Raw genomic sequence first — 14,395 nt, forward strand, 5'->3', positions numbered from 1 at the left:
TCATCATCCTTGAGAACGAATAACATTATTCATAATAAACACCCACAAACACGCTGGCTCTTACTAAGCCGCCGGTCACGGCTTGTGCCAGATCGATCTTCTGCATCCGAGCATAAAAATGGTAGGTGGCATTGGCTAACTGATCCGCGCTCACGGGGTAAATACTTTGCGGTTGGCCGTGGGTGTTCAGCACATTGAAAATACTTTGCGCATCCTGGGTGGATAAAATCACGATGCCGACGTTTTTAGCGCCATTGGCAGCCTGATTGGCGAAAACTTGCTGATTGGTTGCGCCGAGGGTGCCGGCGACGGGCGTAAAACTCACCGTAAGACGTGAAGGATTCTTCCCTGCAACCTGCGCGCAGTCGCTGACCGTAATGTAGAACGACTGACCTCCGGTATAAACGCGATCAACGGAAGTATTCGTGTTCAGATAGTTGTAATCCACCGTGCCTAAATCAATGCTCCCACTATTATCGAGCGTGACCTTGCAACTGGTGCTGACAACGTTGGCGGTCATATTAATGTTGGTATTGGCGACGCAGACCCCTGATATAAGCCATAAGCTGGTGACGAACAGGCGAAAAAGTGATTTCATCGTCATTTACTCATAGGTTACTGAAAAGACAGCGTTAGTGGAGAACTGTCCCGCGCGTACATCGGCGATGGTATTGTCTGTGGCGACGACAATTCTGGCGCTTAACCACCAGTGAACGATGTTCATGCCCGCAGCGCCCGTTAGATCCACAATGCTGGTCGGTTTTGTTTTGCAGTTTAGCTGCACACTTCCCTGACCTTCCGGCTGATTGGTTGTCCATACTTCAATCGATACGCCGGTTGCAGCATCATCGTTGCTGGAAGCCAGGGCGTTGCGAAATCCGCCGCCCGTGCTGGAAGCGCCATCGCATCCGGTTTGTGGCGAGAGGGTAACTTTGGCCTGATCTTTGGCTAAACCTTCACAATTTGAAAACACCAGGCTGAAATTCTGATATTTAGTCTTATTCGCGAGTTCGTTCAGATAGACATCGCCAATATCGATAGTTGTCGCTTGCAGGTCCTGCGCGTTGTGAAGTTCTGCTGTGCAGGTACTGGCGGTAACGGTTGTCCTCACCGTCACGTTCAACGTACTGGAACCGGCCAGGCATTGCGTGTTTATTCCGATGATCAACAGTAGCGCCACAATTATGCGTTGATAATTCATACACTATCCCTGTTAGTTATAAGTAAAAACGAATATCGCTTTTGTCTGAATCACGCCGGGTATCATGTTGTAAGAATTGGTTGTCCGGCGAACTATCCCTGTAATATCAAAGCCGTTGGCGATATCGTTGCGTGTCCAGTTAATAGGCGTCGTTCCATCCACTTTAAACCGCAGGCTGTCATCATCATTAAGCCGTTTAAAGCCCACGCCAATGTAACTGGCTCCGCCTGTTAGCGAGGAATCATTCACCAGTAACGAGTCGGTATAACCGCTGTGTTTACCGCCAATGGTCATCGACATGCTGGAGATGTAGTTATTACAGTTAATCGGCAATAGCTTAAAGCTGGCTTCGGTTTTGGAAGTTTTATTGGTGACATCGGAAACCCCCATCGTCGGTAAATCCAGAAAGTAGTTCTCTGACGATGAGTCACCGCTGAGATTCGCGCCATTGAGCGCACTCACCGTCATCGCGCAGGTGGTCTCTTTGATAGTCGCGGTAAAGTTAACCGACATATCGACGGCCAATACCCACGGTGCATTGAGCAGCGTCGTCAGTAACAGGGTTAACCGTAAAAAGGATCTCATTTCCTCTCCTGTGATTGCAGGGTGCAGGGAACTGCATTTAATACAATGGTTTTGCCCGTCATGGTGGGAGAGGGCGGTATCTGGTAGTGAATGCGGCACTGTTGCTGGCTATTTTTCTCATACCAGGAAACCACCAGTTCCCCTTCGTCGGCAATACCGCGAACGAAAGCCTGGCTCCCCTGCCCAACCGTGCCGATGGACTTCCCGCTGCTGTCCGTCACATCGGAAGCAAACGGTACGGGCTGCTTATCACTGCGCAGCAGATTGAGAATGGCGCTGCGCCCGGTATCGGTGTCGAATTGGCTGAAGATAACCGCCCCCTGGCGCGGGATCGCGACGGTGCTGGTACTTTTCAGTTCCACATCTTCATCCAGGTTGTCCACATTGAGGGCGACGGTATTTTCGTGATACGGCGAGAGCGCGCTGGTCACGCCGTAGCCAAATCGGTCAACGGTACTGCTGCCAAAGTTGATTTGCGCCCCTTTCGCGCCGGGCGCGTTAACCAGCGCCAGCGTGTCTGAATCGGTAAAGCTGTCGTTACTGAACGTTAGCCCGTGGCGGTGTAACACAAAGCCGCCATCGGTGCTCACGCCGTACTGACGACTGTGGTCACTACTGGCGGAGACGGAACCAGAAAGGGTTCCCCAGGGCGACTCATAGCTGGTGAAGCCACTGACGGTTTTCAGGCTCTCCGTCTCTTTCATTGCGTTATAAGAGGTGTTGACGCTGTAGTTCCAGCGGTTGTCCCTGCTGTAGCCGGTGGCGTTAGCGTTGTATTGCGAACTGCCCTTCATATCGCTGTTGACGCTGGTATTGAGCGTTCTGAACCCTCCTTCTCGGCTATCGCGGCCAAACAGTTTGTCCAGCGGAATGGTCAAGCTGAGATAGATAGAGTCATCTTTGTTATTGTCTTCGTCATAGGTACGTTGCAGGCTGACGCTGTAGCTGGCCCAGTCAAAGCCGTTGCTGTAACCAAACGCAAAACTACTCTGCGATTCATTAGTGACCCAGTAGTCCGTCCAGGTCCCGTTCAAATAGAAGGAACCATAATCCTGATCGCCATTTTTTAACGTCTGGTTGAGGCTGACGCTGAACTGGTTTTTCATACGCCCATAGGAGACGATTCCGTTGTAGCCATCATCATAAGGATGGTTAGCGGCGTTAATCAGCGTTAAGGCGTCGTTCAGGCCGAGATAGTTTTTTGTCGAGTAGCGATACGCTGCAATGTTGAGTGACGTTTCGGTCGGCGCAAAATATTTGTTCCACGAAATACGATAGCTCTGGCCTTCATAGGTTTTGTCGTTGGGGATTTCGGTGTGCGACTGCGTCACATCCAGAGAAAATGCCCCCAATGAGGTGTTCATCCCAAGCCCTAACAGCCCGGCCCAGTAGCCGTTATCGGTCATTTGCAGGCCGGTATAGCCGGTAAAGGTATTGCTTAACCCGTAGTAGTACGTTCCCTGTATCAGGTTGGGCTTGTCCTTCAGCTCATCTTTTTTGACTTCACCCGCGCTGATGTCCCATTTGCCCACGCCGGGGCGCATCATCTGGATCACCGACGAATAGGCCTGGGTGAACGTCCGCTGTGAGCCGTCAGACTCGGTGACAGTAACTTCGAGGTCTGCGCCAAACCCGGCTGGCGACAAATCATCGATAGCAAAGGGGCCTGGTGGCACCGTCGTTTCGTAAATCTTGTAGCCGTTCTGGGTAATCGTCACTTTGGCGTTGGAGTTCGCGACCCCGCGGATCACCGGCGCATAAGAGGCGAGCGTCGGCGGCAGCATGCGGCTTTCGCTGTAGAGGCGAACCCCACGAATACGAACGGAATCAAAGGTTTCGCCCGTGGTGTTGGTTTCACCGACAACCAGTTGCGACTGCAGCCTGGTGATATCACGTTGCAGGTACTTATCCTGAAACTCGAAGCTGCCGCCGTTGTCCTGGTCCCACGAATAGTTGCCGTGCGACCGGAAATGCCATCCCCATAAATTAAAGCCGCCCATCAACCCGGCATAGGTACTCTCTGAGGTTTGATTTGGCGACTCACTGCGCCAGCCATTCAGCGTGTAAGAGAGCATTGCCGCGTTGATCCCCTCGTCCCACAGGGAAGGATCCACATAGTTGGCGTAGGTTTTTTGCAGCCAGAGCTGGGGAACATTAATGTCCAGCCGCTGATCGTTACTGCTATAGCTGAGGCTGGATTGGGGAATGGCGACCTCAAGATTAAGACAGTCCTGTGCTGCACTGTCCCGTTTTTGCAAAATCGCGGTATCGTCGAGATTATCCGGCTGGCGAATATGCAGTTGTAGCAGCGTGTTGGCAGAGATACAGGGTTTGGCGCTACGGCTTTTTGCTATTTCAATAAACTCGACAGACAGGTTGCTGGTCGGTTTATTGTTGATAAACACGCTAACGTCGTGACGACCAGGCAAAGCGGGATTGCCATCACTGTAGCGATCAACGTCGATGTTTTTGGCACCGGCGCCCATCAGGAAGGTGTTATCAAATTCAACGGCTTCCTCTGCCGCCACGGCGCTTTGCGCGCAGGGCAGCAGACTGCACGCCACCAGACAGGCGAGTGGAGAGAGGGGAAGTTTTGTGCCGTTGAAAGGCGTCGTCATTGTGCAATCCCTGCGTATTCAGTCAGCACGTCAAAGCTTCACTTTGCCGTCAATGGCGCCGCCAAAGTCGTTGATGGCGGTATATTCAATCGTCGCGCCAGCAGGTGCCGTGCTCAGACCTTTCACCGTCATATCAGCGCTGCTTTTCGGGGAGACCATCGTGGCGTCTACGGTGTATTTTTTTCCACCCGAAATCAGGCTAATGCCGCTAAAAGAGACGTGATACGGCGTTGGGTTAGTGGCCTGAAGCACGACTTTTCCGCCAGAGGATTGCAGATGCCAGGTCAGTTGTTTCGGTGAGTCCGGTGCGCTACCGGTCAGGTTAGCCGGACGGTAAAACAGTTTGATGCGGGTGCGGAAAGCCAACTGCAGGATATTTTTCCCCTGAGCATCGGCTTCGCTCATTTTGGGTGGCACTTCCAGCGCATTGAACCAGAAAACGCTTTCGCGATCGGCAGGCAAGGTTTGGCTGGTATTCCAGGCGATTTTCACCGTCTGCCCACGTTTACCGTCCACACGAGAGACCGGCGGCGTGACGGTAAAAGGCACGGTGATGGTGCTGGGGTCCGCGTTTTCGCTGCCGGTATCAATCCAGGTTTGCACCAGTAGCGGGCGGGTGCCTTTGTTTTCCATACGTAGGGAAACCTCTTTCTGGCCCGCGTTGTAAATAATACGCGTGCCGGAAAGCACAATATCGGCACAGGCGGAAAAGCTGGCTAATGCGCCTGCGCAGGTGAAAAGTGAAGCAAGGAGTAACTGACGCGTCCTGGTCATAACGATATCCTTAATGAGGTTATACAGGCAGCCCGACATCGACTGCCTGGTCGGTATCATGAATTACGGGTAAGTCACCGTATAAGCCGCGTTGGTTTTCACAAACCCGGCAACGACAGGAATCGTCGATGCCTGCTTAACGTAAGACGCCTGGAAGTTCCAGGTCCCTTTACCGTTGGTTAACGTGAGGGATTTAACATCGGTGCTGTCGTTAATTTTGACCTGTTCGTAGGTGCCAGCGCTTGGAACGTAGTGAACGGCAATGGCAACGCCGCTTGCCGCCTGGCTTACGGACATATCGTTATTCAGGGTGCCCTGGCTGTTACTGAAGAAGACCGAACTCATATTCAGTTTGGCTTCAGCGGCCGGGGGCAAGTTTGCTGAGCAGTCCACCGTAATGGAGAATGGCTCAGCTTTCGCACCAACAGCGGCAGCATTGACTACGCCAGCACCGTTAACTTCAGCTGTTGTTGCGGTTTCCAGGCCAATTTGCCCATCCTGTGCACCACCGTTGACGTGCAGGTTACAGGTGTTATCACTCACCAGACCTGCGAAATCCAGTTGGCCGCCATCCAGCGCGAAGGCCGAACTGGTAAACATAACTAATGCCGCAGCAATAGCGCTTTTCTTCAACATAAAAATATCCTTATAAAAGTTTATGGAGGTGATGGTATTCACCTGCGCGGATTATAAATAACGCCGAAACTGAAGAAAAATAATCACGTTGAATGAAAGCTCTGCGAATTATTTAGTTATTCATTATTTGTATGTTTTTGGTTTTTTCTCGCTATTTCGCACGGTATATCGTGTTACCGTGCGAAGAATAGCGCGACTCTTTAAGGATACGTTATCGTGTAAGCAGCATTGGTCTTAACAAAACCCGCAACGACAGGAGTAGATGCTGCCTGTTTGACAGAGGAAGCCTGGAAGTTATAGGTACCTTTGCCGTTCGTTAATGTCAGTTTCTTTGTATCGGTACTGTCATTAATTTTGACTTGCTCAAATGTGCTGGCGGCAGATTGATAGTGAACAGCAATTGCCACCCCGTTTGCCGCCTGACTCACAGACATATCGTTATTGAGTGTGCCCTGACTGTTACTGAAAAAGACTGAACTCATGTTCAGATTAGCTTCAGCAGAAGCGGGCGTATTTGCGGAGCAATCTACCGTGATGGAGAAGGGTTCTGGCTTAGCGCCTGTGGTTACAGCATTCACCACCCCGGCAGCGTTTACCTCCGTGGTGGTTGCGGTTGCAAGGCTGATTTGCCCATCCTGTGCCCCCCCATTGACGTGCAGGTTACAGGTGTTATCACTCACCAAACCGGAGAAATCGAGTTGCCCTCCATCCAGCGCTAACGCCGGTAATGAAACGAGAGAAAAGAGAATGCCAAGAGCGAGTTTTTGTTTTGCCATTAAAATATCCTTATTAAACAATAGATAGAAAAATAACCAGTAATGATACTTCTCGGCGCAGTTATACCGATGACTTTGTTTTTTGTAAAATTCACAAATTCAATGTTAAATTATGTTTCATTCGTTGTTTGCATTAAATTTCATATGGTTATATTTTCTTTTTTTATCATATTTTTGCTTTGATGATTTCAAAATGGGGATGGATGGCTCAGGTTTTATCCTAACGTCATGAAAGTACAGGTGGTATTTTCGTGTTTGTTAGGGTTTGCTAAGAAGTTATAATATATTTGCGGTGTGTATTTTGTTGTTGTTATATATTTTGATTATGAATATTATTTGCTATGGTGTATTGATTGCAGCAAACCATTAATTATATTTAAATGAGAATTAAGAAAATATAATTTCCTGGAGTCAAGGGATATTCAGTAAAATGTAAACATTAACAATAAAGATTAAAATAATCTTACTAAAACCGCCGCCCGTGCTGTACAGGCGATGTAACGGAAAGATTACCAGCGAGAAGGGCAGGGGGCTTTTATTACTGCAAGGCGTTGGCGTAATGTCTCACCATTCGGAAACACCAGCTCCGGCGCAATCTCAAACAGCGGCCACAGCATAAACCCACGATTCTTCATATCGTAGTGCGGCACCGTCAAACGCTCGGTGTTAATCACTGCATCGCCAAACAGCATGATATCAAGGTCCAGCGTGCGGGGCCCCCAGCGTTCCGCTTTACGTACGCGGCCCTGCTGCAATTCGATGCGTTGGGTATGGTCGAGCAGTGCCTCAGGGGCAAGAGAGGTTTCCAGCGCCACGGCGGCGTTCAGGTAGTCTGGCTGATCCTGCGGCCCGAGCGGAGGGGTGCGGTAGAAAGAAGAGAGCGCGACAATTCGGCTTTGTGGGATCTCGCCCAGCGCCTGAATTGCCGCATTGACCTGCTCCAGCGGAGAGGCCAGATTACTGCCGATTGCGATATACGCAAGGGTCATGCGTTGTTGCTCTCGCGACGCGGCGCGCGTTTGCGCGGGCGACGATGGCGACGGCGGGTATCCGGCTCGTCATCCAGGTTGGTAAGCATGTCTTTCTGCGCAGGCGGCGCGGCCACCTGGAATTCGCCCCACCATTGGGTCAGACGTTGCAGCTCCGTGTTGCGTTCCGCTTCGGCGCGCAGCGCCAGCAAATCGTAGGCGGCACGGAATTTCGGATGCTCCATTAACTTCCACGCACGTTTACCCTGGCGGCGAGACATACGCAGCTGTAATTGCCAGATATCGCGAACCAGTGAGGTAATGCGTTTTGGAATGGCAAGCGATCGGCAGGCTTCATCCAGCACGTCGTTCATTGCCAATGCGAACGCATCGTGATAGGTCAGGCCGCTTTCCTGGGTGATTTTTTGCGCCATCTCCAGCAGCGGATACCAGAACATCGCCGCAAACAGGAACGCCGGGTTCACACGCATATCGTTACGGATGCGGTTATCGGTATTTTTGAAGACCTGGCTGATGATCCGTTCCATCGCACTGTCGCCTTCTTCAGTGAAGTAGCGAGTAATGGTCGGGAACAGCGGCTGGAACAGATTGTATTCACGCAGCAGCTTATAGGTATCGTAGCCGTAGCCTGCCTGCAACAGTTTCAGCGACTCTTCAAAGAGGCGCGCTGGCGGGACGTCGTTAATCAGCGTCGCCAGACGTGGGATCGGCTCGGCGGTCTCTTCACTGATGCGCATGCTCAGCTTGGCAGCGAAACGCACGGCGCGCAGCATTCGCACCGGATCTTCGCGATAACGCGTTTCCGGATCGCCGATCAGGCGAATCACGCCTTCTTCCAGGTCCTGCATACCGCCGACGTAATCACGAACGGTAAAATCGGCCACGCTGTAATAAAGGCTGTTGATGGTGAAATCGCGGCGCTGGGCATCTTCTTCGATGGAACCGAAAATGTTATCGCGCAACAGCATGCCGTTTTGCCCACGCTGAGAGGTGGTACGGTCAGATTGCGTCTCTTCGTGGTGCCCACGGAAGGTGGCGACTTCAATGATTTCCGGGCCAAACATGACGTGGGCCAGACGGAAGCGACGGCCGACCAGGCGGCAGTTGCGGAACAGTTTACGCACTTGTTCCGGCGTCGCGCTGGTGGTGACATCGAAATCTTTCGGTTTTTTGCCCAGCAGCAGGTCACGAACACCGCCACCGACCAGATAGGCTTCGTAACCCGCCTTGTTCAGACGATAGAGAACCTTCAGGGCGTTTTCGCTGATATCTTTGCGGGAAATAGCGTGCTGCTCGCGCGGAATGACCGTCATTTGAGGACGGGCGACGGCATTGGCAGCCTCGCTTTCCTCACGGCTTAGCACCTTGCGGCAAAAATTAGCGACTCGGGTAAAAATGGTACACCTCGGTAGTGTCAGTCTTATGGACTAAAAAAATAGCGGCTAATCATAGCTCAGCATCATGCATTTGAGAATGGCGGATTTACAATCGCCCTTTCCGGCACAGTGTCAAGCGTCCAGTTATCTACAGCATTTTTCAGCAATTCAGCAAGCGTAAGATCCTGCCACTGCGCCACAACGTCCTGCCCTAAAAAGCGTAACGCCTGGGTTAAAATTGGACGAGGATCTCCTTGTGGTAAGGCAGGCGCATGATTTTGCTTGGAAAGTTTAGCGCCTTCTGCGTTGAGCGCCAGCGGCAGATGAATATATTCGGGCTCGGGCCAGGCAAAATGGCGATAGAGAGAAATCTGGCGCACCGTCGGCTCGATTAAATCTGCGCCGCGGACAATTTCCGTCACGCCCTGAAAGCGATCGTCAACCACAACAGCAAGATTATAGGCAAACAGACCATCACGGCGATGAATAATAAAATCTTCCGTGGCCAGTCGCGGGTCGGCGATAATTTCACCGCGCAGGTTATCGTGGAACGCCAGCACAGGCTCATTCTGACGAATACGCAGCGCGGCGTTTTCCGCCCCGAGGGCTAAATCCCGGCAGTGCCCGTCATACATACCGCCAATACTCTGAATGCGTGCGCGGGTGCAGGTGCAGTAATAGCTGAGCCCTTGCTGATGCAGCCAGGCCAGCGCCTCGCGATAGGCATCATGGCGCTGCGATTGCCACAGCACATCACCGTCCCACTCCAGCCCATAATGTTCCAGCTGGCGCAAAATTGTGGTTGCGGCACCGGGAACTTCACGAGGGGGGTCGATATCTTCAATGCGGACCAGCCAGCGGCCCTGCCGGGCGCGTGCCTGGAGATAGCTGCCAAGCGCGGCTATCAGCGAACCAAAATGCAGCTCACCGGATGGGGAGGGGGCAAATCGCCCGATGTAAGGTTGTGATGACATGCTTATAGAGTCTATAAAAACGGCAAGGCGGGAATCGCTCCCGCCTTGAGAATAGTTATGGTCGTTAGCGCTGGTTAGCCGGCCATCTGTTTTTCGCGGATTTCCGCCAGCGTCTTGCAGTCAATGCACAGATCGGCAGTCGGACGCGCTTCCAGACGACGGATGCCAATTTCGACACCGCACGATTCGCAGAAGCCGAAATCTTCGTCTTCTACTTTCTTCAGCGTTTTCTCGATCTTTTTAATCAGCTTACGCTCGCGATCGCGGTTACGCAGTTCGAGGCTGAACTCTTCTTCCTGGGCTGCACGGTCAACCGGGTCCGGGAAGTTGGCTGCTTCATCCTGCATGTGTGTAACGGTGCGATCGACTTCATCCCGAAGTTGATTACGCCATGCTTCCAGAATACGACGGAAGTGCGCCAGCTGGGCTTCGTTCATATACTCTTCGCCCGGCTTCTCCTGGTACGGCTCCACCCCAGCGATGGCGAGAATACTCAGGGACGATGTTTTACGGTTTTGCCCTTCTTGCATGTTGCTTCTCCTTAACACGCACTATCGATCCCCGTGTTCGGGGGAAAAATCAGGCCGCTATAAATAGCAGATGCGATTCCGTATGGCAATTATCTAAACGTAACACTTGACAATGCTGTGAGGAAAAGCGTATTTGCGACGCAGCCCGAACACTTAATATCCAGATCACACCCGTGGTAACGTGACGGGCAACGGTGATCTCAGAGTGATGTTATCGGCAGAAAGTTCCGCTTTATAAGCCAGAATCTCTACCCCCCGTTTATGTGCTTCCGCTAACAGTTGTGCGTATTGAGCATCAATATGGTGTGCAGGTGCGAAATATTCAATGGCTGAGTGTAAAACAGTGAACAATAACACCGCCCGATCGCCCGTTGCGACAACGCCCATCAGCTCGCGTAAATGCTTCTGCCCGCGCAAAGTGACTGCATCCGGGAAGTAGCCATACTCCTTTTCCGCCAGCGTGACCGATTTCACTTCAATATAGCACCGGGGGCGATTATCCGCCTGTAACATAAGGTCAATTCTGCTGCCTTCTGCACCATATTTCACTTCAGTTTTCAGTGAACTATAGCCAACCAGCGCCGGAATCGTTTCAGACAGAATCGCCTCTTTGGCAAGCTGATTGGCGCGTTGCGTATTGACACAAATGAATGCCCCGGACTGGGTCTGAGTCATTTCCCACGTATGCGGATATTTGCGTTTAGTATTTTCTGACGTGGAATACCACACGGTGTCGCCAGGCGTGGCGCAGCCGGTCATTGCGCCGGTATTTGGGCAATGAATGGTGAGAGTTTCGCCTTCCGGCGTAACCACGTCGGCAAGGAAGCGTTTATAGCGTTGAATCAGCGTGGCGTGCTGGAGAGCGGGCGTAAAATCCATAAGGCGTCCTTGATTATTCTGAAAGTGTCCAGCGTTGAAGTGGGGTATAGCGCGTTCGACCGTTAATGAAGTTCGACTCATAAAGCACAAACTCGCTCACCGGGATTTCCCAGTGAAAGCCGGGAGCCGGAATCGGCACCGCATGCGCCGTATTACGCAGCAAAGTAAGATGCGGATGAAACGGCTGCGGGCTCTGATAACAGCCGCTACGCGCCGCCTGGGCTCTTAGCAGATTAGCCAGCTGTAACAAGCCACGCGGCGGCTGACGCGTGCCCAGCCACACCACGCGGGAACGCAGCCATTGCCCGGCGTCGTCGAGATGCAGCGTAAAGCCTGGCTGGCGGATGCGGCCCGCCATTGTCGCCAGCGCGGCCTGCTTCTCGGCGCTAATCTCACCCAGAAACGCCAGAGTGATGTGCATATTCGCCGCCGCAACCGGCCTTCCCGCGTCATCCGGGAAGTTATCTGCTCGCCAGCGCACAATCTGGCGCTGGATTTTGGTCGGGATCTCAATGGCGAAAAAGACTCTTTTCGACTCAGACATAGTGGGTACTCGGTAATGAATTGTGGCGATGCTACAATGTCCGCCTTTCAATGTTAACCCTTTGGAGCCAAACGTGTCGCTGTTGCCGGTCGCCGCTGTTCTACCCGATCTTCTTTCCGCACTGGCAAACGCGCCTGCGGTACTGCTTAACGCGCCAACGGGGGCAGGGAAATCGACATGGCTGCCGCTGCAAATTTTGCGCGAGGGTAACATTAACGGGCGGATTATTCTGCTTGAGCCGCGCAGGCTGGCGGCGCGGAATGTCGCGCAACGACTGGCTGAGCTGCTGGATGAAAAGCCCGGTGAAACGGTCGGTTACCGGATGCGTGCGGAAACCTGTGTGGGGCCGAATACGCGTCTTGAAGTGGTGACAGAAGGTATTCTGACGCGCATGATCCAGCACGATCCCGAACTGACGGACGTAGGGCTGGTGATCCTCGATGAATTCCATGAACGCAGTTTACAGGCTGACCTCGCGCTCGCCCTGCTGCTGGACGTTCAGCAGGGGCTTCGCGACGACCTGAAACTACTGATTATGTCCGCCACGCTGGACAACGATAAGCTGCAAAGCTTGTTGCCGGATGCGCCGGTGGTCGCCTCGGAAGGGCGCGCATTCCCGGTGGATCGCCGCTATCAGGCGCTACCCGCCCATCAACGATTTGATGAAGCTGTGGCCATCGCCACGGCGGAACTGCTCCGTGCAGAGCCGGGCTCGCTGCTGCTGTTTTTGCCGGGCGTAGGGGAAATCCAGCGCGTGCAGGCGCATCTGGCATCGCGCGTGGCTTCTGATGTGCTGCTGTGTCCACTCTACGGTGCATTGCCGCTCAGCGAACAGCGTCAGGCTATTCTTCCTGCGCCTGTCGGCAAGCGTAAAGTCGTGCTGGCCACCAATATTGCCGAAACCAGTCTGACTATCGAAGGTATCCGCCTGGTGGTCGATTGCGCGCAGGAGCGCGTGGCACGCTTTGACGTGCGCACGGGCTTAACCCGATTGTTAACCCAACGCATCAGTCAGGCATCGATGACCCAGCGTGCAGGCCGCGCAGGGCGACTGGAACTGGGTATCTGTTTACATCTGCTGGGAAAAGAGCAGGCGGAACGCGCCGCTGCGCAAAGCGATGCGGAAATTCTGCAAAGCGACCTCTCTTCGCTTCAGTTAGAGCTGCTGCAATGGGGTTGCTATGACCCTCAGCAGTTAAGCTGGCTGGATGCGCCGCCCGCGGCCAATCTGGCTGCCGCACGTCGCTTACTTACGCAGTTACAGGCGCTGGACGGCGAACGTCTGACCGCGGAGGGGCAGAAAATGGCGGTGCTGGGTAACGACCCGCGTCTGGCGGCGATGCTGATTGCGGCGAAAAGTGACGATGAGGCTGCCACGGCGGCCCGGCTGGCGGCGGTTCTCGAAGAGCCGCCGCGCGGTGCGGGTAGCGATTTGGGTCAGGCGTTTTCGCGCAATCAGTCGAACTGGCAACAGCGTAGTCAGCAGTTGCTCAGGCGTTTGAATCGGCGCGGCGGCAAAGCGGATAGCGACGCCATTCCCGCGCTGCTGGCGCAGGGTTTTCCTGACCGTATCGCCCGCCGACGCGGGCTGGATGGGCGCTATCAGCTGGCGAACGGTATGGGCGCAATGCTCGATAGCGATGATGCGTTAAGCCGCCATGAATGGCTGATTGCGCCGCTGCTGTTACAGGGCAACGCGTCGCCCGATGCGCGTATTTTACAGGCGTACGCGCTGGATGTTGACGCACTGGCGGCACGATGCCCTCAGCTGCTTGAACAGTCCGATACCATCGAATGGGACGAGGCGCAGGGAACCCTGAAAGCCTTGCGCCGTAGCCGCATTGGGCAACTGACGGTAAAAGTCCAGCCGCTGGCAAAACCCTCGGAAGACGAATTGCATCAGGCGATGCTCAACGGCATTCGCGACAAAGGTTTAAATGTTCTGAACTGGACAGAAGACGCGCAGCAGCTACGCTTGCGTCTGCAATGTGCTGCGCGCTGGTTGCCAGATGAAGCCTGGCCGGCGGTTGATGAGGCGTCGCTGCTGGCGGAACTCGAAGCCTGGCTGCTGCCGCATATGGGAGGCGTACAATCGCTGCGCGCGTTGAAAAACGTCAATGTCAGGGCGGCGTTACACGACTGGCTTCCCTGGTCATTACGACAACGTCTGGATAGTGAGCTACCAACTCATTACACTGTGCCCACCGGAAGCCGGATAGCTATTCGCTACGATGATGAAAATCCGCCCGCGCTGGCGGTGCGAATGCAGGAGATGTTTGGTGAGGCGAGCACGCCGACTATCGCCCAGGGGCGCGTGCCGCTGGTGCTTGAATTGCTCTCCCCGGCGCAGCGGCCATTGCAGATTACGCGCGATTTAAGCGCATTCTGGCAGGGGGCGTACCGGGAGGTGCAAAAAGAGATGAAAGGGCGTTATCCCAAGCATGTCTGGCCGGACGATCCGGCGAACACCGCGCCGACGCGGCGGACGAAAAAGTATTCGTGAGGGAATTTTC

Annotated in this window: 14 protein-coding genes; 1 reads left to right on the forward strand and 13 read right to left on the reverse strand. The window is 53.6% G+C overall.

Annotated elements, in window-relative coordinates; translation table 11 throughout:
* Window positions 1-25: 25 nt before the first annotated feature.
* The 13 genes from AC1MKH_RS04035 to thpR form a co-directional block, all read right to left on the reverse strand.
* On the reverse strand, window positions 26-598 hold the full coding sequence (locus AC1MKH_RS04035) for a fimbrial-like protein (protein WP_276221669.1): 573 nt from the start codon (window positions 596-598) through the stop codon (window positions 26-28).
* Window positions 599-604: 6 nt separating this feature from the next.
* On the reverse strand, window positions 605-1,201 hold the full coding sequence (locus AC1MKH_RS04040) for a fimbrial protein (RefSeq protein WP_276221667.1): 597 nt from the start codon (window positions 1,199-1,201) through the stop codon (window positions 605-607).
* Window positions 1,202-1,213: 12 nt separating this feature from the next.
* Window positions 1,214-1,786, reverse strand: a complete 573-nt coding sequence (locus AC1MKH_RS04045; protein ID WP_276221665.1) for a fimbrial protein — start codon at window positions 1,784-1,786, stop codon at window positions 1,214-1,216.
* A complete protein-coding gene (locus AC1MKH_RS04050) occupies window positions 1,783-4,404 on the reverse strand; it encodes an outer membrane usher protein (RefSeq protein WP_276221663.1) in 2,622 nt (873 codons plus the stop codon). The genes AC1MKH_RS04045 and AC1MKH_RS04050 overlap by 4 nt, the downstream gene beginning before the upstream one ends.
* 30 nt (window positions 4,405-4,434) lie before the next feature.
* Window positions 4,435-5,178: a fimbrial chaperone gene (locus AC1MKH_RS04055; RefSeq protein WP_276221661.1), complete on the reverse strand. Its 744-nt coding sequence runs from the start codon at window positions 5,176-5,178 to the stop codon at window positions 4,435-4,437.
* A gap of 63 nt (window positions 5,179-5,241) precedes the next feature.
* Complete coding sequence (locus AC1MKH_RS04060; RefSeq protein WP_276221659.1) at window positions 5,242-5,814, reverse strand: fimbrial protein; 573 nt, start codon at window positions 5,812-5,814, stop codon at window positions 5,242-5,244.
* Between the two features lie 200 nt (window positions 5,815-6,014).
* Window positions 6,015-6,590, reverse strand: coding sequence for a fimbrial protein (locus AC1MKH_RS04065; protein ID WP_276221657.1), 576 nt, complete (start codon window positions 6,588-6,590; stop codon window positions 6,015-6,017).
* Window positions 6,591-7,099: 509 nt separating this feature from the next.
* A complete protein-coding gene (gene folK / locus AC1MKH_RS04070) occupies window positions 7,100-7,579 on the reverse strand; it encodes a 2-amino-4-hydroxy-6-hydroxymethyldihydropteridine diphosphokinase (protein WP_276221655.1) in 480 nt (159 codons plus the stop codon).
* Window positions 7,576-8,976, reverse strand: a complete 1,401-nt coding sequence (gene pcnB, locus AC1MKH_RS04075) for a polynucleotide adenylyltransferase PcnB (RefSeq protein WP_276221785.1) — start codon at window positions 8,974-8,976, stop codon at window positions 7,576-7,578. The genes folK and pcnB overlap by 4 nt, the downstream gene beginning before the upstream one ends.
* 62 nt (window positions 8,977-9,038) lie before the next feature.
* Complete coding sequence (gene gluQRS, locus AC1MKH_RS04080) at window positions 9,039-9,929, reverse strand: tRNA glutamyl-Q(34) synthetase GluQRS (protein ID WP_276221652.1); 891 nt, start codon at window positions 9,927-9,929, stop codon at window positions 9,039-9,041.
* Window positions 9,930-10,003: 74 nt separating this feature from the next.
* Window positions 10,004-10,459: an RNA polymerase-binding protein DksA gene (dksA, locus tag AC1MKH_RS04085; protein WP_002463986.1), complete on the reverse strand. Its 456-nt coding sequence runs from the start codon at window positions 10,457-10,459 to the stop codon at window positions 10,004-10,006.
* Between the two features lie 165 nt (window positions 10,460-10,624).
* A complete protein-coding gene (gene sfsA / locus AC1MKH_RS04090) occupies window positions 10,625-11,338 on the reverse strand; it encodes a DNA/RNA nuclease SfsA (protein ID WP_327621844.1) in 714 nt (237 codons plus the stop codon).
* 13 nt (window positions 11,339-11,351) lie between these two features.
* On the reverse strand, window positions 11,352-11,882 hold the full coding sequence (gene thpR / locus AC1MKH_RS04095) for an RNA 2',3'-cyclic phosphodiesterase (RefSeq protein ID WP_276221650.1): 531 nt from the start codon (window positions 11,880-11,882) through the stop codon (window positions 11,352-11,354).
* Window positions 11,883-11,955: 73 nt separating this feature from the next.
* Between thpR and hrpB the strand changes: the two genes are divergently transcribed.
* Window positions 11,956-14,385 carry an ATP-dependent helicase HrpB gene (hrpB, locus tag AC1MKH_RS04100; RefSeq protein ID WP_276221648.1) on the forward strand — a complete coding sequence of 810 codons (2,430 nt, stop codon included), beginning with the start codon at window positions 11,956-11,958 and terminating at the stop codon, window positions 14,383-14,385.
* Window positions 14,386-14,395 lie beyond the last annotated feature (10 nt).

The sequence above is a fragment of the Pseudocitrobacter sp. CD920760 genome, assembly GCF_057782505.1.